Here is a 21,804-nt window from a genome sequence, read left to right on the forward strand (position 1 = left end):
AAAAGAGGTTCCGCTCTTGTACTACTTGTTCTGTTTATGTAAACCTTTCAAGGATCTCTCTTTTACGCATCCGTCAGGAAGCGAAAGCGGCTGCAAAGTTAAGGACTTTTTCGCATATCCTCCAAATTTTTCCCGAAGTTTTTTTTCTGAAAAAACAACCGCGGAAAACGGAAAACCGAAACTGACCTTTCAAACAGCGACGCTCCCTTGCCGAAAGCGGGTGCAAAAGTACACCTTATTCCCACAAACACCAAATATACACAAAGGTTTTTTCCGGGAATTATAAAAATATTTTGTAAATACACTGATAACAAGTTAGTTACAAAGACAAGGAAACCGGCGGGGAAACGGGAAGGGGAAAGATGGACACATTATTACATAATATATAAGGGAGCGGGATATACAGACACATCAGTAAAAGCTCACAAACCACCCCAAGCATACAGCGCCCAAACGAGAACTTTGCTACAAACCTGCTTAAAATGCTATTTACGTCATACGCGAACAAAGTAAAATCGAAACCTACAACAATTCAGCTACACTAAGAAATGATTTAATCTTTCTGACCGCTATACGACTAAAACATCATTTGATTGATAATCAATACATTATCTACAACATATAATAAGCTTACTGCTTAGCGCTTGAAAGCGGGTTGCTTAGCGCTTGGCTGTTTTCTGTGAAGAGCTTACCAGAAATGCCGTCTTTATGCACACCAGGTCTTCAAGGGCGCAAAAAAGTTAGAACGACTTCTAAATTAAGTTCCAATAAATGTTCAAAAAACAGCAGATAAAACCGTACTTCACTATTTTCGACTGAAAATGTTGCTGGATTTCAAATTTTATCTTTAAATTTGGCAGAAAATACAGAAACAATAAAAACAAAATCTGAGAACTCATTATGGAAACATTGAATCTGATTAAAAATGATCCGTGGTTAGAACCTTTTTCAGACGCCATTAACGGACGCCACCAACATGCCATAGACAAAGAGGCAGAGCTCACGAATAATGGTAAGAAAACCTTATCGGATTTTGCAACCGGATATTTGTATTTCGGTCTTCATCAGACAGTTGACGGATGGATATTCCGCGAATGGGCCCCTCACGCTACTCAAATTTTCTTAATCGGAACATTTAACGATTGGAAAGAGCAGAAGAAATATAGTTTGAAACGAAAGCCTAACGGCAACTGGGAAATCAAACTTCCAGCAGATGCCATGGCTCATGGCGATTTATACAAATTGAAGATCTATTGGGACGGAGGTTGCGGAGAACGCATCCCTGCATGGGCAACACGGGTAGTTCAAGACGAGCAGACGAAAATTTTCAGTGCGCAAGTTTGGGCTCCCAAGAAACCTTATAAAATGAAAAAGCGGGTATTCAAACCTTCGATCGACCCCTTGTTGATTTACGAATGCCATATAGGAATGGCACAAGATGCTGAAAAAGTTGGGACTTACCGAGAATTTCAGGAAAATATTCTACCACGCATTGCCAATGATGGATATAACTGTATCCAGATTATGGCCATTCAGGAACACCCTTACTATGGAAGTTTCGGCTATCATGTATCCAGTTTCTTTGCTCCCTCATCCCGGTTTGGTACCCCTGATGAGTTAAAAGAACTGATTGATACAGCCCATAAGATGGGAATTGCCGTAATAATGGATATTGTACATTCACATGCCGTTAAAAATGAAGTAGAAGGTCTTGGAAACTTTGCAGGCGATCCCAACCAATATTTTTATCCTGGTGACCGCCACGAACATCCGGCTTGGGACTCCCTGTGTTTTGACTATGGCAAGAACGAAGTAATACACTTTTTGCTGTCCAACTGCAAATATTGGCTGGACGAATACCATTTCGACGGTTTCCGCTTTGACGGTGTCACCTCAATGTTATATTACAGCCACGGCCTTGGTGAGGCATTCTGCAACTACAATGATTACTTCAACGGTCATCAAGACGACAATGCAATCTGTTACCTTACGCTGGCCAACCGTCTTATCCACCAAGTCAATCCCAATGCCATAACCATAGCCGAAGAAGTATCGGGTATGCCAGGCCTGGCTGCGAAATTTGAAGACGGAGGGTATGGATTTGACTACCGAATGGCCATGAATATTCCTGACTATTGGATAAAAACTATCAAAGAAAAGATTGATGAAGACTGGAAACCATCCAGTATGTTCTGGGAAGTGACCAACCGCCGGAAAGATGAAAAGACCATCTCTTATGCAGAAAGTCATGACCAAGCATTGGTAGGTGACAAAACCATTATTTTCAGACTAATAGATGCCGATATGTACTGGCACATGCAGAAGGGTGACGAAAACTATATGGTAAACCGCGGCATCGCTTTGCATAAAATGATTCGCCTGCTGACAGCCAGCACCATCAATGGTGGATACCTGAATTTTATGGGTAACGAATTTGGGCATCCGGAATGGATTGACTTTCCACGCGAAGGTAATGGCTGGTCGTATAAATATGCCCGCCGCCAATGGGATTTGGTCGATAATAAAAATTTGGATTATCACTATTTGGGAGATTTCGACAAAGCCATGCTGGAAGTCATCAAGAGCATACGCAAGTTTCAGAATACCCCGGTACAGGAAATCTGGCATAATGATGGCGACCAAGTATTGGCCTATATGCGCAAAGACCTGATTTTCGTATTCAACTTCAATCCCAAACAATCGTTTACCGATTATGGTTTCCTCGTTCCCGAAGGTGCCTACGAGGTAATCCTGAATACAGACAGTCCGGCTTACGGTGGAAATGGATTGACAGATGACACTATAACCCATTTTACCATGCCTGATCCTTTATATAAGAAAGATAAGAAAGGCTGGATGAAACTCTACATCCCCGCCCGTACAGCAATGGTATTGCGAAAAAAGAAAAAGTAACTCTTACAAAGGTTCAGACATCCTATTATCACACCTGCAGATTATAATGCGGATGAGCAGAAGCATCGGAATAAATTTCCTCCCCCTGCTATCCGCATTTTTTCAATACTCCTTTTCTGGATATAAAAGACCAGCTTTCTTTCCTGTCCTTAAAATGGAACCATATCACTACCTGCCGGAGCATCAAACGGATTACCCTGCACGGGCATATCAGCAGGCGACAGAGGAGGAGGTACCGGAGGCGTTCCTACCTGCCTATTCATACTTGAACCGCGCATCACCCCTTCCCCATCCGTAGGAGGCGGGATCATATTCTCATCAGGATTCTCAAAACGGGTATATTGACCAATGAAGCGCAAACGCACATCACCTACCGCACCATTACGATGCTTGGCAATGATAATTTCTGCCAAACCGCGTAAATCTGTACCATCTGCTGAAGTATAAATTTTATAGTATTCCGGACGATGAATGAAACAAACCATATCGGCATCCTGCTCAATGGCACCCGACTCACGCAAGTCGCTCAACTGCGGGCGCTTACCTTCTTCACCTTCACGATTCTCTACGCCACGGTTTAACTGAGACAAAGCAATGATAGGAATATTCAGTTCCTTTGCCAAACCTTTCAATGAGCGTGAAATAGTACTAACTTCCTCTTGGCGATTACCATATGACATACCACTGGCATTCATCAATTGCAAATAGTCGATAATGATAATCTTCACTCCATGCTCACGCACCAGACGACGAGCCTTGGTACGAAGTTCAAACACTGAAAGCGAGGGTGTGTCGTCGACATACAAAGGGGCATCCAACAAATCGCGCAATTTATAATCCAACTGCTGCCATTCATAATCGGCCAGCTGACCGCTTTTGATTTTCTCGCTCGGAATCTCACAAACATTAGAAATCAAACGGTTCACCAACTGTACATTACTCATTTCAAGCGAAAACAAGGCAACAGGATTATGATAGTCCACAGCTATGTTTTTAGCCATAGAAAGCACAAATGCAGTCTTACCCATAGCCGGACGTGCAGCAATGATAATAAGGTCCGAATTTTGCCAGCCAGAAGTCATTTTATCGAGTTTAGTAAAACCGCTTTCCAATCCGCTCAAACCATCAGTACGGGCTGCCGCCTTTTGAATTTGCTCTATAGCTTGTGCGATAACCGGATTAATCTGCGTATAATCCTTTTTCAAGTTTTGCTGAGAAATCTCAAAAAGTTTCCCCTCCGCTTCCTGCATAAGGTCATCCACATCCAAAGTTTCATCAAAAGCTTTTGTCTGGATATTGCTTGTAAAGGTAATCAGTTCACGAGCCAAAGCTTTTTGGGCTATAATACGGGCATGATATTCAATATGAGCCGACGAAGCCACTTTGCTGCTCAACTGAGCGAGATAAAAAGGTCCCCCTACCTCATCCAGTTCACCTCGTTTACTCAACTGCTCTTTCACAGTCAGAATATCTACAGGTTTCTGATTGATAGCCAAGTCCGTAATAGCTGAATAAATCAATTGATGCCGATGTTCATAAAAAGACTCCGGCCTCAAAATTTCACTCACCAACGAATAGGCATCTTTCTCTATCATCAATGCCCCAAGCACAGCCTGCTCCAATTCTGGAGCCTGAGGCTGAACACGCCCATAATCAGTCACCGGCTGCGGTGTCTTGCTTTTAGATGTACGGGGTCTTTTACTGTTACTATTTTCTGCCACAGACAATGTTGTTTTTAATCATTCTCAAAAGGGTGACAAAGATACACTTTTATTCCTTGTCTTCACTCACAAACAGGCTGAATAATCTCCTTATGCCAAAGAAAGTAATACTTGTTCCGACCAAAATCCAATTATTCCTCCAGCTTTTACCTTATAAAGGTACAAAATACATTTGAAAAAGCCTCCTGTTAAGAGCAAAGAATTAATTTGAAAGTTTTTAAGACATAGATACGAAGAAACGAATAAAAAAATATCCGGAGATGCTTTCGCTTCCCCGGATGGTAATAGGAGTGCAGCCGTGTGGCTCCCGACCGAATCCACACCGGACAGAGCCCTCTTCTTCTATTCATTATAAGCTATTCAATTTTACCCGAAACTTCTTTAACAAATAACTGGGTATAAACACGAAACAGAAAAACAGATATGCCTTGACTGTTGGATATTTCAGGATGGTACGATAGACGTTAATATTGTGCTTCACCAAAGCCAGTTTCTTGTTGGAAATAGAGCCCGGGCGCACACGGTAGTAAGCCAAAGGCTCTTTCACGCCATACGCCACTTTGCATTTGGCCAATATCTCCAGCCACAATCCCCAGTCCTGCCGCTTGCGGATGGATGACATATACATCTTACCCACCTTGGCAGTATCATACATCGCCGTCAGACAACCAATACCATCGTCCCGCTTCATCGAAGCGTAGTCAATCCGGTTCATGCAAACCACTACGCCGGTCACTGTCTTTTGCTCATCCATGGTCATATACGAACTATACACCAGGGCACTGTCTTTCTGGGCATCGCTACCCGGTTATACTCCTATAAACCGCAATCACATTCTTTACATCAAACTCCCGTTCGGCTTTTTTTCTACCATAATCCCCCATCGCCCTTCTTTCTTCCTGAGACAGATTCAGGAACTTGCGTATGGCTTTTACCAAGGCATCCACATTGCGCGGAGGGACAAGATAACCGTTACGCCCATCTTCTACGGTTTCCTTACAACCCGGAATATCCGTAGTGATAATTGGCTTTCTCATAGCCATGGCCTCCATAAGCACACGGGACATTCCTTCGTTATAAAATGTGGGATGGACAATGCAGTCTGCTTCAACTTCTATCGGTTTAACATCCGATGTAAAGCCTTTGTAGTAAATTATACCTGTTCGATGGTCAGCATCCACCACACTCCCGGGCACGTGATTGGGATACTCCTCATCAATCTTACCCAACAGCCAGAATTCCACATCCGGATGCTCCTGCCGGATAATCCGGGCAGCATCCACATACTCCTGATAACCCTTGTCGTAAAGAACACGGGCTATCATCAAAAAAACGGTTTTCATATTTAATTGTTGAAATGTACCAGGTTGATACCTTCGCCTCCGGGTAAAAGAATGACCTGTCCTGAAGTGGCAATCCGCTCTTTCAGGATCACCTCCTTATTGTAACTGTTCAGCACAAGAATATGCTGAGGGAAGCGCATGGCAAAGCGGTAAAGCGAACGGGCTATCCGGCTTCCTAACCCGTTGTTATTGAACACATACCCCAAACCCGCAATCATGGCTGTAGAAGGAATGTGACAAAGCCTTGCCGCAATGGTACCGTAAATGTTCGGCTTGATAGTATAGTGGAAAATATAATCAGGCCGCTCATTCCGATAGATACCATACAGCGTTTTCAGGTATTTCAACTCCGAGAAAGGATTCATGCCGGAACGGGTCATTTCAATCGGAATGTAACGAATGTTGGAACGCTTGGGAATATAGTCGCAGGTCTTTGGGGCAACCAAGATAACTTCAAAGCCGTCCTGGGCGTAACTGTCGATGATGTCGCCGCGGAAATTGATGAGGTCGCGGAGGCTGTTGTCGGAGAAAAGGATTTTCTTCATAACTTTTCCATTAAAAATATCAAGCCTTAAGGTAGTTAGAAGGAGCTATCCCTAACTTAACTCCCCAATATATTAAAAGACGAAAAATCAATAAGAAGCTAAATAATAGGCATATTTTTAAATAATCCTCCCCCAGAAAATATGACAGAAAAGCATATAAAAGTGTGAAGAATGAATAATATTTGATCCTGAATGTCGTTAAATTCCCAACAATTCTTTGCAAAGAATACAGATTAAATCGTTTAGATGAAGCCCTCTCTATAAAATTTAATAATGGATAAATAAATACAGAGGCAAATAAAATTATATAGTTCTCGGTACCAACACACATAAATAGAGGGGATAGATAACGAATTAAAACTAAACACGAATTAATCAATAGATTCCAACGATTTCTTATAGAATTGTAAATAAGATAGCATATTAATATAAGGAACAAGAAGAAAATGAATTCCATAGAAATATACTCTTTAAATAAGAATAAAAATACTATACCAATACATAGTCTTGATATATATATATATATCTTATGTCTTTCATAATAACTATATTCATCTTTTTTTAAACGTAAAGTTGGTATATTCTCTTTCTTAATTGTTTCTGTATCATTCTGTATATAACCTATTTCATAATAATTATAGATCAAAAAGACAGTTAAAACAAAAACACATATATTCAGCATGGAGAACCCTGAGTTCCAAATAAACAACAAAAAAACAGGTATTAAATATACAACTAACCATGACAAAAATTTGTAAATTGTATACAACCTGCTTTTTACCAAGTACCATAAAGGAAAATAAAAGAAAATATATTTCATCATTTAACAATAAATTCTAAATTATAGATATTTTTCAAATAAGCTTTCCAACGATGCATATTCACTACGTTTGTAACAATATAGACCATCTGAGCTTGCTTAATCAACTCTAAATCTGAAAAATCATCAGTTATAACCAACATACTTTCAATATCATAATCATTTTTGCATAAACATTCCCATTTTCTCCCAAATAAATCAATCTTTATTTTCCCTGTACAAACATCTTTAGAATCATAGTACAAAGAAGAAGATAATACAACATCTGCATTCAATCCTTTTCCTACACTCTCTGCAATAACATCTAAAGTAGCAGAAACTAAATACAAGTAATATCCTCTATTTCTATATTCGTTTACTAAAGAAAAAGATTCTGCAATTCTATGAGAGCTGAGATAATTTGCATAAAATTCTTTTGCTTTAACTGATAATTCATTTTTTGATAATCCCTTCAAAAATCTAATAGATAAACGTTTTAACAAATCCACGCCAAACAAATGATAGAATAAGGCGTTTATTTTACGAAAACAATAATTAAGAAATATCTTTTTAAAAAACAAATATTTCCGAGAATTCACAACATAATCGATGAAATCAAAAGTTGTGTTACTATAAAAAAGAGTTCCGCAGATATCGCAAAATATAACTTTCATAAAATTTACTATTTAAATATACCTGCTAATATTCCTTTAACCATATATTGCAAACAACTAAAAGGAGAAACTGATACAAATGGAATATAGAATATTCCTATTATATTACGAATGAAAGTCTTAACTTTCCAGGTAAAAGGAACATACTTTCTTTTCTGTAGCCATATTGAATTTCTATATTGATAGAAATATCTAAAAGGTGAAGCTAATAAATACGGAAATCCAAAACAATATGCTGTTTTATAACCTACTTTATGTTCCATTTTTAGCCTTAGATCCATACAACAAATATACCCTTTTGAATTGGCTCTCCAACACCACTCATGATCAACGTAATCGATAAACAATTTTTCATCCATCATACCAATCTTTTGGAAAGCCCATATCGGCGATATAGTGCCAGAACTAATCAAAGTTGGAGATAGAATAATATTTTCATCAAATTGTTTAGTAGAATAATACTTATAAGGTTTATGGGTCTCTTTATCTAAAATCATCGGTCCTAAAGCAACAATCCTAGAATCTTTTAATTCCATTTTTTTTAAGTTCAGAAAAATAGTCACAGGATAAGTAAAATCCACATCAGTATCCTGATCTAAGAACAATATATATTTTTTCCCCTTACTCATTACTAACTCTATAGCTGTATTTTGAGCAAAAGCTATGCCTTTGTTTTCGTTTAAGGCAATATACTCTCCATTTTTTATACTTATCTGAAATTCACTTTTCAATGCAATGGGAGTATTATCCACGACAATTAGATCATAATAGGACGATAAAAATTCAATCCTATGTAATTGTTCTAATGTAGGCTTAAACAAAACTATTACTATAACTAATTCTTTATTCAATATTATATTCATGATAAGTAATCAATAGGATTTAGTTTATATCAAACGCAGAGGCACAAAATTCCGTAATTGTCTGTCGGAAAAATGACGGGGAAACCACGGAATCCGCGGCTTCGCCACATACGAGAGGGGCAATAAACCCTGTGACCTCTAGACATAGCTTTCACAGAAAACAAGAACTCTGGACTCTGTGTCTCTGTGTTTAGTATCATTCAATTTTGCACATTTACTTAAAAGAATTATTTTAAATTTGTGAGATTTTTTTCACAACAGCCAATAAACACGCTAAGCCCCCAAATAATAATAAAGATAATTACTATTGATATACAAGTGACTATAAAAGAATCTATACTTGCGATGAACATGGTAAAATCTGTTTCAACAGAACAAACGGAAAATAATATATAAATATAGAAGCCTACATGCATAACACTTGCTCTATAATTTTTTTTATAAAATTTCGTTCGTACAAATGAGCAACATCTACCCAAAAAATAAGAAAATAATATTGAACCAAAAGTTCCAAAACAAAGAAGACCTAAATAATTATGTCTAGCGTTAGGTCCCATAGGAAGTTCAGTATTATAAACTATTGCATAAATTTGCATACCTATAGGTTTAGGTAAATCTTCCCATGAAACAATTCTAAATGTTCCGAGCATATCATTTAATATCATCCAAGGAGTAACTTTAATGGATTCAATGATTTCTTGAAAATATCCTTGATAAAATATATCCCCAGATCCTACTAGTCTATCTATAAATAGCAATAAAGAAGATTCCGCAGAATTATGTAATGCTAAAACATATAAAGCAACTCCAAATGTTATACCAAAAGCCCAATATTCCAACTTCCTCACTTTTTTGATCCTATAAGGTTCATACATCATTAAGAAATAAAGATAAACTGAAAATAGAGTCAATATTTGACCTTTACTCCCCGAAAGTAAGTAGGTACTTGCAACAAACAAAATAAAGAAACTAGCAACTATACACAACAGTGAATATTTAATAGCTATTTTTTTTATATATAGACATCCTACTAAAACCAATGGCGCCAGAACAGAAAGAATTCTTCCCCACATACCACCTCCACCAGATTCTTCATACATTGATAATCTAGATTGCATGAATAATGGAACTCCATACCTATAGTAGACAAATAATTGTATAAAGACAAACAGGATAGACAAACATAAGATTACATATACTTCTCTTCTATTTAATAAGGATGAATAATCAAAGTTTGTATTTTCTGACGCATTAATCTTACTTTTTACATAGGAAAAATCATAACAATGTAATCCTATCCAAAATGCTATTTGAGTGAGAAGGAACTGTAAACCATATTGCCATTTTATAGTACCTGTAACCCATAAGAATATCGCAACTGTAAATGCAAAAAAAGAAAATATCTGAGTTAAAAAGAAAGGATCAATAAGTGAAATAAATATTTTTTTGAGAACAATATAGTACAATAGAATTGACAATATAAATATCAACAAATAAGTACCAAAATTTTCAACAATCAGTTCAGAAAATTCAAATCTACTCATTTAAATATTTTTTTAAATTTGAAAGCCGGTATCTTACTCGGAAGTACCAATAATAACCTCTTCCCAATTTATCTTTTATCAACGAAGGAAATATATTCATAAAATTGTGATCTACAGATACTGCAGAAAAACCACCTTCTTGATAATTTGCTATAATTTCATGCAAATATTCAAATGAATATCGTTTGTCAAAGAAACATTGCAAATTCAGATAATAATCAGCCAGTGCAATAAAACTCAAATCATAACAATAATTCTGAAACACCAATTTGGGATAGAAAATAGCTTGATGAGGAATATTCTTTAAGCAAAGATTCTTCTTAGAAATCTTAAAACCATATCTCATCTGGGAAGGAACAAAACAAACATCTCCATAATAAATAGTGTTAGTAGAACGAAAATGCCGACATACTTTTAGAAAGATATCATTCGATATTAACAAATCATCAGCTCCTAGAAAATACAAAAAATCCCCTGTCGCCACCTTTATCCCCTTATTCATCGCATCATAAATCCCCTTATCCGGCTCGCTCACCCAATATGCCAATCTATCCGCATATTTCTTGATGATGTCAACGGTTCCATCCGTACTGCCACCGTCAATAATGATATACTCTACATCCGGATAAGTCTGGCTCAACACAGACAACATCGTTTTTTCAAGGGTCTGAACAGCATTGTAACAGACCGTAACAACTGATATTTTCATAACAGCAATCAATATAGTTATCTTTCGGCACGCAATGGGTTGTACAGGAAATCTTCGTATGCCATCCTTATGCCATCTTTCAATTCTGTTTTAGCCGTCCAGCCCAATGACTTGGCCTTGTTGACATCCAACAGCTTACGGGGGGTACCATTCGGACGGGTCGTATCCCATAAGATATGACCCGTATAGCCGACCACTTCAGCAACCAGTTCTGCCAGTTCTTTTATGGACAATTCATGCCCCGTACCTGCATTTACCGTCTCATTGCCGCTGTAATGATTCATCAGAAACACACACAGGTTGGCCAAATCATCCACATACAGAAACTCCCTCAACGGACTGCCATCTCCCCAACAGGTTACACTTTCTGCACCATTCATCTTAGCTTCATGGAAACGACGGATAAACGCCGGAAGCACATGGCTGTGGTCCGGATGATAATTATCATTCGGACCATATAGATTAGTCGGCATCACCGAAATATAATCCGTACCATATTGCCTGTTCAGGTACTCACAATATTTCAGACCGCTTATCTTAGCCAACGCGTATGCCTCGTTGGTCTTTTCCAACGCCGATGTCAGCAGACAACTTTCCGGCATAGGTTGGGGAGCCATTCGAGGATAAATGCAGGACGAACCCAGGAATTCAAGTTTCTTGCAGCCATTCTTCCAAGCCGCATGAATAACATTCATTTCAAGCACCATGTTCTCGTACATGAAATCTGCCGGCGCGGACTGGTTGGCCATGATGCCTCCGACTTTGGCTGCAGCCAGAAAGACATATTCAGGCTTCTCTTCCGAAAAGAAATCATCTACCTCTTTCTGACGGGTCAAATCCAACTCTTTGTGTGTACGCATAAGGATATTGTTATATCCTTGCCTTTGCAGCTCGCGCACGATGGCAGACCCCACCATCCCCCGGTGTCCTGCCACATATATTTTTGAATTCTTCTCCATCCCAAAATTATTTTACAATACCTTTTTCCAGATATTCCTCCAGATTCATTCTAACTTTTTCGCTGTGACGTTCCACAGCCACTTTGGCCATATCCGAATCAACCATGATATTAACCAGTTCTTGAAAACTTGTCTTGGTAGGATTCCAGCCCAATTTTGCCTTAGCCTTGGTCGGATCTCCCCACAAATTCACCACATCGGTGGGACGGTAAAAGTCCTCACTGACTTCTACCAGGCACTTGCCCGTTGCCATGTCATACCCCTTTTCATCCAAGCCTTCACCACGGAATTCCAACTTGATACCGGCACGCTTGAAAGCATAGTAACAAAACTCGCGGACACTGTGCTGCTCTCCTGTAGCGATTACAAAATCTTCCGGCTGGTCATTCTGCAAAATAAGCCACATACACTCCACATAGTCCTTGGCATATCCCCAATCACGCAAGGAAGAAAGATTACCCAGCAGCAATTTTTCCTGTTTGCCTTGGGCGATACGGGCGGCAGCCAAAGTTATTTTGCGGGTAACGAAAGTTTCCCCACGCCGCTCCGATTCATGGTTAAACAATATGCCGGAGCAACAAAACATATTATATGCTTCCCTATACTCTTTTACAATCCAATACCCATAAAGTTTGGCTACTGCATAAGGACTGTAAGGATGAAAAGGAGTATTCTCATTCTGAGGAACTTCTTCCACCTTGCCGTACAATTCAGAAGTAGAAGCCTGGTATATGCGGCACGTATCCGCCAAACCGCACTGCCGCACAGCTTCCAACACGCGGAGCACTCCCGTGGCATCCACATCTGCCGTAAACTCCGGAGAATCAAAAGATACCTGCACATGACTTTGTGCCGCCAAATTATACACCTCGGTTGGCTTCACCTTCCTGACAACTTGAAGGATACTCATGGAATCTCCCAAATCTGCATAATGCAGATGAAAATGCGGGCGACCTTCCAGATGGGCAATCCGTTCACGGTAATCCACGGACGAACGACGGATTGTCCCATGCACCTCATAACCTTTCTCTAATAAAAACTCTGCCAAATAAGAACCATCCTGGCCCGTAATGCCGGTGATTAATGCGATATTGTCCATAAAAAAGAATTACTAGTTATAAGAATCAGGAGTTGGTTTTCTAAAGTAAATATATGGTGCTTTAGCGAAACTAACTAAAATATGTTAGATACCTATTCCTGATTGCATTAGTTACTTATCAGTCTATAAATTCAGTCATTATATCTTCTTATCTTGATGGGTATCGCACCTTCAGGTACTGAAGCTACCACTAAAGCCAGATAACCACCACCTCCGGCACCTGTCATCTTCCAAGCCAAGGCATGATGACGCCAAGTGTCAATGTAATCTTGAACGCCTTCTGCCATCATGGCTGGAAACATGGCAATCTGTGCTTCAAATGACGCACGGTATGCTTCGGCGAAAGCCATAAGGTCTTTGGTTAGTATGGCATTCCAACAACTATCTGCCGCTTCGGTCAATACCTTTACCTTTTCCGTTGTAATATCTTTCCCTTCCACGACAGATGTGCCCGGACGGCGCGGGAACATAGGAACTAAACACAAATGGCTTTCCAGCCAAGACAGGATTTCTTCATCATGGCAAGTTTCTATGCGCGACGGCCAATAGCGGTTGTCATAATAATGCCGACACAACCCGGACATGCAGATGCCGATGGCATCCTGTGCTCCTGAAATATGCCCTTCACGTTCCGGATCATTCTCAAAACAAAACAGTAACTTGGCCAACATTTCTTCATTGTAGGCAGGCAGTTCGTAGGGCCATATCTTACGTGCCGCATTGCGGGTAGAGGTTGACATACCGGCACGTTCCATAAAATCAATCGTAGGCTCTATGGATATGGTTATTGCCCACCCGGCACCATAGCAGGAAACGTAGGGCTGGTCAATCCAAGTTCCGGCGAGGTCTATACGATAAGGAAGATGCGAATCAATCTTACGCAAATCAGTAGTGGAACGGGCTTGCAAACCAGCTTCCGGCACACGCTCCAGTTCAATGTATTCAATGCCGTGTTGCCGGCAGAAAATCCTTTTTTCCTCCGAACCTCCATCGCCGTTAACCACGAAAATATCCGGTTTTACCCGCTCAACGGTTTCAACGAAATCCATCAGTCCGGAACCTGGATTTATAAAGGCATCCGTCACATACCGAATGGCTTTTACCATATACAATCGTTCGCGCTCAGAATAAACTGTTTTACGTTTCTTCAATTGCTCAATGGTAGCATCCGATCCGATGCCAACATATAAGTCACCGTATTGCGAAGCTTCTTTGAAAAAGGCTACATGACCGCTATGAAGCATGTCGTAGCAGCCGGAAACAAACACCCGTTTATGAGCTGATAGAGTTTTTTTGATCATCGTATCTTGAGCACTATTTAAAATTATATTTTGATTTTTCACCTATCATGAGATTCAACATTTTGGAACAGTAAGCTTTGTCCCAAGTATAGGCATGCCAAAAATTTTTGGAAGTATTAGAAAGCTTGCTGTATGCTTGCTCATCCTGCATCAATACACAAATCTTATCAACAATTTCAGCGCTATCAAAAGGATCCACAAAGATGGAATTAACTCCGTCTGTTAATATCTCGGTAGCTCCCACACTTTTACTTACAATCACAGGCAGTCCACAGCTCATTGCCTCAAATACTGCCAGCCCCCAGCTCTGATCCACATTTATAAACAAGAACATATCAGAGGAGGCATGCAACTTATTAAATTCATTTTCATCAACTTGTCCACAAATGGTTACATTCGGTTGTAAATTCTTTTGTTGAATCAAATTCTGGATTTTAGCGGCATAGTTCTTATCCAATTCGGTAGAACCGATAATCTTTAGATGGACATCCAAATGCAGAGACAGTAATCTTTGTACTACTTCCAATTGAGTTTCATAATTCCGGTAGGGAAAAAACACACCGGATGACAGCAAATTGATCTTACCATTCCGAAAACGTTCTAAGGAATCTTCCATATTTCTATGTATAGACAAAGGCTCTATACCGCAATAGAAAACTCTTGCTTCCCTTCCAAAACATTTTTTTACACGTTCAGCATTCTTACTTACATTTACTGTAAACTCTGTTACCACATGCGCCCAAGACAATAAATATTTCCGATGGAGCTTTTCCTTAATATTAAGTTTCTTACCAGAAGCAACCCCCACATGGAAAAAGGAGGGTAAATCATTTATCTGCCAATATACTTTTTTACCGGAGAAAGCCGGGAAATAATTCTCAAACCCACAATCATGTATATTCACAATATCTACGCCATGCAACAGATTTTTCATTTTTTTTATGCCCCGCCAAAGACGAAGAAATTTTCCCCATAAAGATGAAGAAGGTTCGCAAGGAAATAAACGGATCCTATCTTTAAATGCTACAAAACCTGGATAAGTCTTGGACAAATCTAATTCACGTGTTATGATACAAAACTCAACTTCTTCCTGCTGGGCATATTCCAGCAATTTCAAGAATTGTTTATGGGTACCACCACGAACATTCAATTCATTAATTAAAAATGCAATCATATTCTTTTTAGATTTTCATAAAGATTCAGACACTGTTTCATGCAAACATCCATATTAAAGTATTCCCATTGTCCGAAACGACCTATTGAATAAAGTCCTATAGACTCCAAATATTTCTGGATATGACTAACGGAACTTTCTCTATTTTCATCAAATACGACATAAGCATGGTCTGATATATGATAATCTAACGGACGTACTAAGAACGGATCCTTCCTTCCACATGCCACCATTTCCTCAAAACTCTTTTCTCCAATACATTCCGTAATGGTATAATTCTTTTGCGGAAGAAAGAAATTACCGATATGAATATATCGATGGAATATAGAATCAGGTAGAGGCTGGTAGGTCCAGGTCTTTTCTGTCGGAATGCTCTCCCACAATACATTGGATACTTTATTGTATTTTAACTTCCGAGTAGAGTGCAACACGGTTTCGGGCACATCTTTTATGTAGTTGGGCAATTCATTCAAAGGTAATGTGCTTATAAGCACATCTGCCATATATGTATTATTTACCACCCATTGATTGTTTTCTTTCTTTATGGAAGAAACTTTTTCATTACAAACAATATTCAACCCATCTGCCAATGCTTCAAACAAAGATGACTGGTCATTAGTATTGGGATAATAGAATCTGGAATGTGGCATCGTATCAGAACGATAATCCATCAGGCTTTGGAAAAAAGACACCTTATCGGGAATTGGCAATTTGTCTTGTACCCACTTGTAATCCATCTCACAAGGTTTGCGCCCCCATATCTTAGTGTTATAAGGAATAAAATACAAATCACATAGCGCATTACCGAATTTTTTCCGGAACCACTGCTCCAAATCAGAGTAGTTACCATCATCACTCACCGAAAGGAATTCTTTAGTAACAGCAAACGCTAAATCCGCATCATTCTGATATATTTGACGGACAGAGTATTCTATGGGATAAGACACCTCATATTTTCCTAAATTGATAGCAGATGTCCTTTTGACCAAATGCCACTTCTCTTTAGGGAGCAAACCGAATACGAAAGACATAACATCTTCATATTTTGAATTAAAACAATGTCCACCTGTCAAGTGATAAGTGATTCCATTCACTTGCTTAGTTCTTGCCAAGCCACCAATAAAAGACTCTTTCTCCAGAATTGTTACATCATGTGTTCTATGCAACAAATGTCCCATTGTCAAACCTGTGACACCTGCACCTAATACCAGTATTTTCATCTGAGGTAGAATTTCAATTATTAAAAATTTTTGAATGTATATTCTTGATTATGTAAACAAACTGTACCGGCAAAAGCACGGTACTAAACAACAAACACACGCACATCGCCCCCACTACCCCGGGAATCCCCCATGTCCTACCTAAAATCAAAGCCAAAGGGATAAACAATAAGCTGGCGATTACTGAAGAATACAATTGAAGCCGGATTTTCCCGATACCGTTAATAATATAAGAAAACACGTTATTCCAATTGGAAATGCAGACATAGATTCCACATATCAATGAGAGCGTGAAAGGAATCTCAATCTCCTCTCCCACCCACCATGTATAAATAGGAGACGCACACAAAAGCATGATAAGTGTGATACCGACAGATGCCAACCATATCCACAATAATTTCTTTGTAATATTACGTATCCAGGCCATATCGCCCAAGGTATAGGCTTCAGTAATGGCAGACCAGATAGGAGTAACGATAATGGTAAAGCCTATGGTCACCAAAGAGAAATATTTGAAGGCTATATTATAAGGAGTGACTTCCTCCGGACCGAACAACCTGGAAATAATCAAATTGGAAGTCATAAACAAGATAATGCAAGCAATCTGTATGATAAAAAATTGCCCACCCAATGACATCAGTTCTTTTAGGTATTTAAGTCGGACAAAAGAAAAGGAAGGGGCTATTTCCTTATACCTTAAGAATGTGACAGGAAAGGCTATCAGAAGCACTACAACCGGAGCACCGGAAAAGATGTAAGCGACTTTAGCCAAAGATCCTGATGTCCAAATAGTACACAAATAAATCAGAACAATAGACAATAAATTCCCCAACAAGGTAAACAGGTCATTGATGGCAGACAGTTGATAAGCCATGTAAATATTGCCGACAATCTTAAAAACAAAGTTACAGCAAAAGAAAGCGAACACTATGTTTACAATAGAATTCAGATCACTGACTTTTGAAGGATCAACATTCAGGATAGCACTCCAGTCCAACCAATGTTGCAAAATAGCAAATAACAGATAAATACCGATGATAATGAACAACAAAGCAAAGAATGTAGTACTGACATAGGTTTTTGCTAAAGCTTTATCATCCAGCGCCAAAGCCTCCGACAATTTATTCCGCAAACCATTACCTAAGCCAATGTCCAAAACATAAACCCAAGTCAAGACAGAACTTAGCGTCAACCATATCCCATATTCATACTGATTCAAATAAGAAAGTGTCAAGGGTACCAGCAATAAAGATATAAGGATTGAGCCTCCTCTAAAAAACATAGAAGCAAACACATTCTTTACCGCTCTACTGCTTCTTTGAGTAGTAATCATTGTAATATAGAAACTTAAATAACAGGTATCCAACCTTCAATTCAGCTTCTTAAGAGCCGAAATCACATGGTCGGTATTTACACTAACGCCCGATTTATTCAGATGATACAAAGTGTTATATATGTAAGTGGAATCATAACCGAAGAGGTTACAAGGCGCAGAAAAAGGAATGTTCTTTAAAGAAAACATGGCAGTTAATTCTTCCAATTTATTTTGATTCATTTTTACATTAGCAGCAGATGTGGCTGGAGGAAGTAGCACTATATTCACTCCCCGCTTTCTAAGTTCCGCTATTTGCGTGGCAAAATAATCAATATATGCAGTGTTCAACTCAGGCAAGGGGGACTCAACTGCCGGTTCTATGTCTCTCTTTTTATACCAATGTGAAATTTCATCACCCCATTCATTAAATCCCGATTTGGAATAAACAAATTTATCCTCGGTGACAGATTTACCTTTGCAAGCATCCAAAATATTCCGGAGTGTCATTTGAACAAAACCTTTGCTGACGACAGCAAACTGACAGTAATTCAAATTACGGAAATCGGACAAGGTTCCAATATAGGGAAGATAACCTAACGTGATTTCTTCCCCATAGGCCCCCTTCCCAAAGAAATGTTCATATTCTGGCATGATTACTAACACATCATCTTTTCTATACAAGGAAAAAGAACTGTCCATAATATATTTCAATCCCAAACCAGCATGTAGTCCGGAATTGACGACAGGCAGATGAAGACTATCCGAAATTGTCTTGGAATCTATGCCAAACGCTACATTGCTTCCACCCTGAAAGATAATCCGAGGAGATTCTTTCTGCTCTAACATTTTTCTTTTTACAGGAAATTCCATCAGATAATTATCCGCTAGCAGCCAATATTTGTTGATGACAAACAATATACTCAAAACTGCAGTGACCAACACGATGATCACCGCTATATGCTTTACAAATTTCTTCATTGGTCAAAAATTTTGATAGATAAACGTACCCGCCGTCGTCCTGTAGCAGAAAATCAGTAGGATAAGCGAAAGGTAAACCGTCCATCTTATCCATTGAGGTTTGTCAGCCAACCCAGCAAGTGGAAACTCCCGTAAACGTGAACGCCACTCCACTACCATACATATACCTACCAACAGGAAAAAAAGAGGTGTGAAATAGCTTTCCGTCAGAGGAGCAAGAGTAAAAGGAGTGAGCCAATTACTAAACAGACAATGAATATAGCCTACGGCTTCGGACATAGACGGGGCTCTAAAGAATATCCAGCAAAACGTCACACACAGAAAAGTAACAAGAACGGCCATAATATTTGACATATCCCATTGCAAAGGTTTATTTTTCCATTGGGTCTTTAAGTGGCTGAATACCAACAAAGGTATAAACAGCAAACCGTTTACTAATCCCCAAAAGACAAAAGTCCAGTTGGCTCCATGCCAAAAACCACATAAAGTAAAAACAATGAGCGTGTTTAAGATTGTACGAAGTTTCCCTTTTCTGTTTCCTCCCAGCGGAATATACAAATATTCTGTAAACCAAGATGTCAACGACTGATGCCATCCACGCCAAAACTCAGAGATATTTCTTGAAAAATAAGGATAAGAGAAATTTTGTCTTAAACGTATGCCGAAAAGTTTTCCGACACCAATTGCCATATCAGAGTATCCTGAGAAATCAGCATAAATCTGAATAGAATAGAATATAGCTGTAACTGCCAGGACTATTGAATGATGCTGACTATATGTACCCCATACCGCATCTACCGATAGGCCAATATTATCTGCAATTACCAACTTCTTGAACAGGCCACACAATATCTGTCGCATTCCGTCCGCTGCCATGTCATACGAAAACGAACGGCCCTTTTGAAGTTGTGGAATTATCTCTCTACCTCTGTCTATCGGTCCAGCTAGTAAATGAGGAAAGAAACTGATATAGGCAAAAAAATCAACGAACGTATGCCGCACAGTGACAGCTCCCCTATACATATCAATTGTATAACTAATAGCCATAAACACATAAAAGCTGAGACCGACTGGCAACAATAAGGTCTTAAATAAATGTGACTCGCTTCCTAAAAGACCTGCAAATTGTTCTGCAAAAAAATTCAGATATTTGAATATACACAAAACAAGTAAGCAGAACGTAATATTAAATATCAGAATCCAACGAGACCTCTTTTTACCCCCCCCTATTTTGTAAATATATTTTCCTGAAAAATAAGTAACAGCACTGATTCCAAAAAGAAGTAAACAAAAACGCCAGTCGGCAAAGCCATAGAACAAGTAACTGACAATGATCAGGTACAAATTCTTCACGCTCACATATTTTTTCGGAATAGCCCAATAAAGAAAAAATACTAAGGGCAAGAAAAGCAAGAACTCAAAAGAATCTAAACTCATACACAAATATGATTGTTACGCAATTAAGTAATCTGTTAGATTTAGTTTATATCAAACACAGAGACACAAAGTTCCGTAACTGTCTGTCGGAAAAATAACGAGGGGGAGACCACAGAGTCCGCGGCTTCGCCGCACACGGAAAGACAATTAACTCTGTGAGTTGTGGACAAGAAAGCAAAAACACTGTGTTTCCGTACCTTTGTGTGTTGGTATCATTTAATTTACGCCACTTACTTAAGTAAACACTCAATTCAGGGCATACCCTTTGTAAGGACGCTAACAATAGTACCCCTAAACTGAGTTAGATAAAAATTACTTTTGAAAAGTGCCCTTATTTCACCCCCGTCATTCTGTTGAGCAACTGCATGAATTCAGCTTTCTGTGCCCGCACCAGTTCCCGGCGGATACAATCGGGCATATAGAGGCGACAACGGTTGCCGTCTTCGTAGGAAATAACCAAGTGGAGGGTCTGCATCACCAATTCCTCGTCTTCCTTCAGGGACCAGGTGAGGTACTCATCGGCTTTCATGCCCATCAGGGTCATAACGGCTTTCCGTTCCCGGGCAGGCAACGCATGATACAGCCTCATGGGTTCCGTGGTAAACCCGACATGGATTACCAGAACGTAGTCCGCTTTGCGGTAGCCGGAGGGGACCCAACTGTGGAGCGCAGCCAGATGTTTCTTCAGGTTTGCCAGAGTGTCCAACTCTGCCAACTCCTGCATGGAAGCCAGGGTATCGACAAAAGGCAGTTTCTTCAGGATTATCATGGGGATGCTTTGCGTCTCTGCGTTCCGAATCTTACTGTCATTTCTAATTTATAACCCAAGTCTGTTTATCTCATCCAGACTTAATTTCGTAAACAAGGCTATGTCCTCCGGAGAAATACCTTGCGACTTCATCATCCGGGCGATACTCAAACGTTCCTCTTCACGCCCCTTTTCAAGACCTTCTTCAAGACCTTCCGCATGGCCTTCTGCCACCCCCTTTGCATGCCCCTTGTCTTCCGCTGTCTTCATCACACTGTACCAGTCGCGGTATGCTTTCAGGCTATCCTCATACGCCACCAGGTCCGGACGGCTGAAACGAGCTATCTCTGCCGCTTCAAACAAACGGGTGAACACGCGTTCCTGCAAGGCGACGGGACGTTCCATCAGGCGGGAAAGGTTGCGGAGCACAAACAGCCACTTGTCGAACATGGTTTCCAACTC

At 39.5% G+C, this 21,804-nt stretch carries 20 protein-coding genes; 2 read left to right on the forward strand and 18 right to left on the reverse strand.

The features are described 5' to 3' along the window. On the forward strand, positions 1–286 hold a 286-nt coding region (locus B5F34_RS17785), incomplete at its 5' end, for a hypothetical protein (protein ID WP_204245630.1). Positions 287–900: 614 nt separating this feature from the next. Next, the gene (locus B5F34_RS16075) at positions 901–2,913 is read left to right on the forward strand and encodes an alpha amylase C-terminal domain-containing protein (protein WP_162609356.1); all 2,013 of its coding nucleotides are present in this window, start codon (positions 901–903) and stop codon (positions 2,911–2,913) included. Positions 2,914–3,062: 149 nt separating this feature from the next. On the opposite strand, the gene dnaB is transcribed toward B5F34_RS16075, so the two are convergent. From dnaB to B5F34_RS16170, 18 genes are all read right to left on the reverse strand, one after another. After that, the gene (dnaB, locus tag B5F34_RS16080) at positions 3,063–4,634 is read right to left on the reverse strand and encodes a replicative DNA helicase (RefSeq protein ID WP_087340818.1); all 1,572 of its coding nucleotides are present in this window, start codon (positions 4,632–4,634) and stop codon (positions 3,063–3,065) included. A 349-nt stretch (positions 4,635–4,983) separates the two neighbouring features. Further along, positions 4,984–5,388 carry a hypothetical protein gene (locus tag B5F34_RS16085; protein ID WP_140393023.1) on the reverse strand — a complete coding sequence of 135 codons (405 nt, stop codon included), beginning with the start codon at positions 5,386–5,388 and terminating at the stop codon, positions 4,984–4,986. A 46-nt stretch (positions 5,389–5,434) separates the two neighbouring features. Next, a complete protein-coding gene (locus B5F34_RS16090) occupies positions 5,435–5,977 on the reverse strand; it encodes a glycosyltransferase (RefSeq protein WP_087340803.1) in 543 nt (180 codons plus the stop codon). 2 nt (positions 5,978–5,979) lie between these two features. Continuing rightward, positions 5,980–6,522, reverse strand: a complete 543-nt coding sequence (locus tag B5F34_RS16095) for a glycosyltransferase (RefSeq protein WP_087340804.1) — start codon at positions 6,520–6,522, stop codon at positions 5,980–5,982. Between the two features lie 819 nt (positions 6,523–7,341). Next, entirely contained in the window at positions 7,342–7,995 is a 654-nt protein-coding gene (locus B5F34_RS16105) for an HAD family hydrolase (protein WP_087340806.1), read from the reverse strand. 8 nt (positions 7,996–8,003) lie between these two features. Then, positions 8,004–8,858, reverse strand: a complete 855-nt coding sequence (locus B5F34_RS16110; protein WP_087340807.1) for a hypothetical protein — start codon at positions 8,856–8,858, stop codon at positions 8,004–8,006. Positions 8,859–9,085: 227 nt separating this feature from the next. Further along, complete coding sequence (locus B5F34_RS16115; RefSeq protein WP_087340808.1) at positions 9,086–10,402, reverse strand: oligosaccharide repeat unit polymerase; 1,317 nt, start codon at positions 10,400–10,402, stop codon at positions 9,086–9,088. Then, positions 10,395–11,111, reverse strand: a complete 717-nt coding sequence (locus tag B5F34_RS16120) for a glycosyltransferase family 2 protein (RefSeq protein ID WP_087340809.1) — start codon at positions 11,109–11,111, stop codon at positions 10,395–10,397. Before B5F34_RS16120 ends, B5F34_RS16115 begins: the two co-directional genes overlap by 8 nt. A 17-nt stretch (positions 11,112–11,128) precedes the next feature. Then, positions 11,129–12,070 (reverse strand): GDP-L-fucose synthase, encoded by a 942-nt coding sequence (locus tag B5F34_RS16125; protein WP_087340810.1) that lies wholly within the window; start codon positions 12,068–12,070, stop codon positions 11,129–11,131. 7 nt (positions 12,071–12,077) lie between these two features. Then, positions 12,078–13,169: a GDP-mannose 4,6-dehydratase gene (gmd, locus tag B5F34_RS16130; RefSeq protein ID WP_087340811.1), complete on the reverse strand. Its 1,092-nt coding sequence runs from the start codon at positions 13,167–13,169 to the stop codon at positions 12,078–12,080. A 131-nt stretch (positions 13,170–13,300) separates the two neighbouring features. After that, entirely contained in the window at positions 13,301–14,470 is a 1,170-nt protein-coding gene (locus B5F34_RS16135; RefSeq protein WP_087340812.1) for an adenylyltransferase/cytidyltransferase family protein, read from the reverse strand. A gap of 13 nt (positions 14,471–14,483) precedes the next feature. After that, positions 14,484–15,644, reverse strand: a complete 1,161-nt coding sequence (locus B5F34_RS16140; RefSeq protein WP_087340813.1) for a glycosyltransferase — start codon at positions 15,642–15,644, stop codon at positions 14,484–14,486. Then, positions 15,641–16,864, reverse strand: coding sequence for an NAD(P)-binding protein (locus B5F34_RS16145; protein ID WP_087340814.1), 1,224 nt, complete (start codon positions 16,862–16,864; stop codon positions 15,641–15,643). Before B5F34_RS16145 ends, B5F34_RS16140 begins: the two co-directional genes overlap by 4 nt. 13 nt (positions 16,865–16,877) lie before the next feature. After that, positions 16,878–18,197, reverse strand: coding sequence for an oligosaccharide flippase family protein (locus tag B5F34_RS16150; RefSeq protein WP_087340819.1), 1,320 nt, complete (start codon positions 18,195–18,197; stop codon positions 16,878–16,880). Positions 18,198–18,233: 36 nt separating this feature from the next. Beyond that, entirely contained in the window at positions 18,234–19,157 is a 924-nt protein-coding gene (locus B5F34_RS16155; protein ID WP_087340815.1) for a hypothetical protein, read from the reverse strand. A gap of 3 nt (positions 19,158–19,160) precedes the next feature. Continuing rightward, positions 19,161–20,594: an MBOAT family O-acyltransferase gene (locus tag B5F34_RS16160; RefSeq protein ID WP_087340816.1), complete on the reverse strand. Its 1,434-nt coding sequence runs from the start codon at positions 20,592–20,594 to the stop codon at positions 19,161–19,163. Positions 20,595–20,925: 331 nt separating this feature from the next. Then, positions 20,926–21,363 (reverse strand): hypothetical protein, encoded by a 438-nt coding sequence (locus B5F34_RS16165; RefSeq protein ID WP_087340817.1) that lies wholly within the window; start codon positions 21,361–21,363, stop codon positions 20,926–20,928. Between the two features lie 48 nt (positions 21,364–21,411). After that, on the reverse strand, positions 21,412–21,804 hold a 393-nt coding region (locus B5F34_RS16170; RefSeq protein WP_204245631.1), incomplete at its 5' end, for a PD-(D/E)XK nuclease family transposase.

It is taken from the genome of Mediterranea sp. An20, assembly GCF_002160055.1.
In the GTDB taxonomy this organism is placed as follows: Bacteria; Bacteroidota; Bacteroidia; order Bacteroidales; family Bacteroidaceae; genus Bacteroides; species Bacteroides avicola.

Bases quoted from the DNA above. Each gene is read 5' to 3' on its own strand.
- B5F34_RS16165 (WP_087340817.1), bottom strand. From the start codon at position 21,363: ATGATAATCCTGAAGAAACTGCCTTTTGTCGATACCCTGGCTTCCATG.
- B5F34_RS16120 (WP_087340809.1), bottom strand. From the start codon at position 11,111: ATGAAAATATCAGTTGTTACGGTCTGTTACAATGCTGTTCAGACCCTT.
- gmd (WP_087340811.1), bottom strand. From the start codon at position 13,169: ATGGACAATATCGCATTAATCACCGGCATTACGGGCCAGGATGGTTCT.
- B5F34_RS16095 (WP_087340804.1), bottom strand. From the start codon at position 6,522: ATGAAGAAAATCCTTTTCTCCGACAACAGCCTCCGCGACCTCATCAAT.
- B5F34_RS16135 (WP_087340812.1), bottom strand. From the start codon at position 14,470: ATGATCAAAAAAACTCTATCAGCTCATAAACGGGTGTTTGTTTCCGGC.
- B5F34_RS16110 (WP_087340807.1), bottom strand. From the start codon at position 8,858: ATGAATATAATATTGAATAAAGAATTAGTTATAGTAATAGTTTTGTTT.
- B5F34_RS16140 (WP_087340813.1), bottom strand. From the start codon at position 15,644: ATGATTGCATTTTTAATTAATGAATTGAATGTTCGTGGTGGTACCCAT.
- B5F34_RS16090 (WP_087340803.1), bottom strand. From the start codon at position 5,977: ATGAAAACCGTTTTTTTGATGATAGCCCGTGTTCTTTACGACAAGGGT.
- B5F34_RS16075 (WP_162609356.1), top strand. From the start codon at position 901: ATGGAAACATTGAATCTGATTAAAAATGATCCGTGGTTAGAACCTTTT.
- B5F34_RS16085 (WP_140393023.1), bottom strand. From the start codon at position 5,388: ATGGATGAGCAAAAGACAGTGACCGGCGTAGTGGTTTGCATGAACCGG.
- B5F34_RS16145 (WP_087340814.1), bottom strand. From the start codon at position 16,864: ATGAAAATACTGGTATTAGGTGCAGGTGTCACAGGTTTGACAATGGGA.
- B5F34_RS16125 (WP_087340810.1), bottom strand. From the start codon at position 12,070: ATGGAGAAGAATTCAAAAATATATGTGGCAGGACACCGGGGGATGGTG.
- B5F34_RS16155 (WP_087340815.1), bottom strand. From the start codon at position 19,157: ATGAAGAAATTTGTAAAGCATATAGCGGTGATCATCGTGTTGGTCACT.
- B5F34_RS16105 (WP_087340806.1), bottom strand. From the start codon at position 7,995: ATGAAAGTTATATTTTGCGATATCTGCGGAACTCTTTTTTATAGTAAC.
- B5F34_RS16160 (WP_087340816.1), bottom strand. From the start codon at position 20,594: ATGAGTTTAGATTCTTTTGAGTTCTTGCTTTTCTTGCCCTTAGTATTT.
- B5F34_RS16115 (WP_087340808.1), bottom strand. From the start codon at position 10,402: ATGAGTAGATTTGAATTTTCTGAACTGATTGTTGAAAATTTTGGTACT.
- B5F34_RS16150 (WP_087340819.1), bottom strand. From the start codon at position 18,197: ATGATTACTACTCAAAGAAGCAGTAGAGCGGTAAAGAATGTGTTTGCT.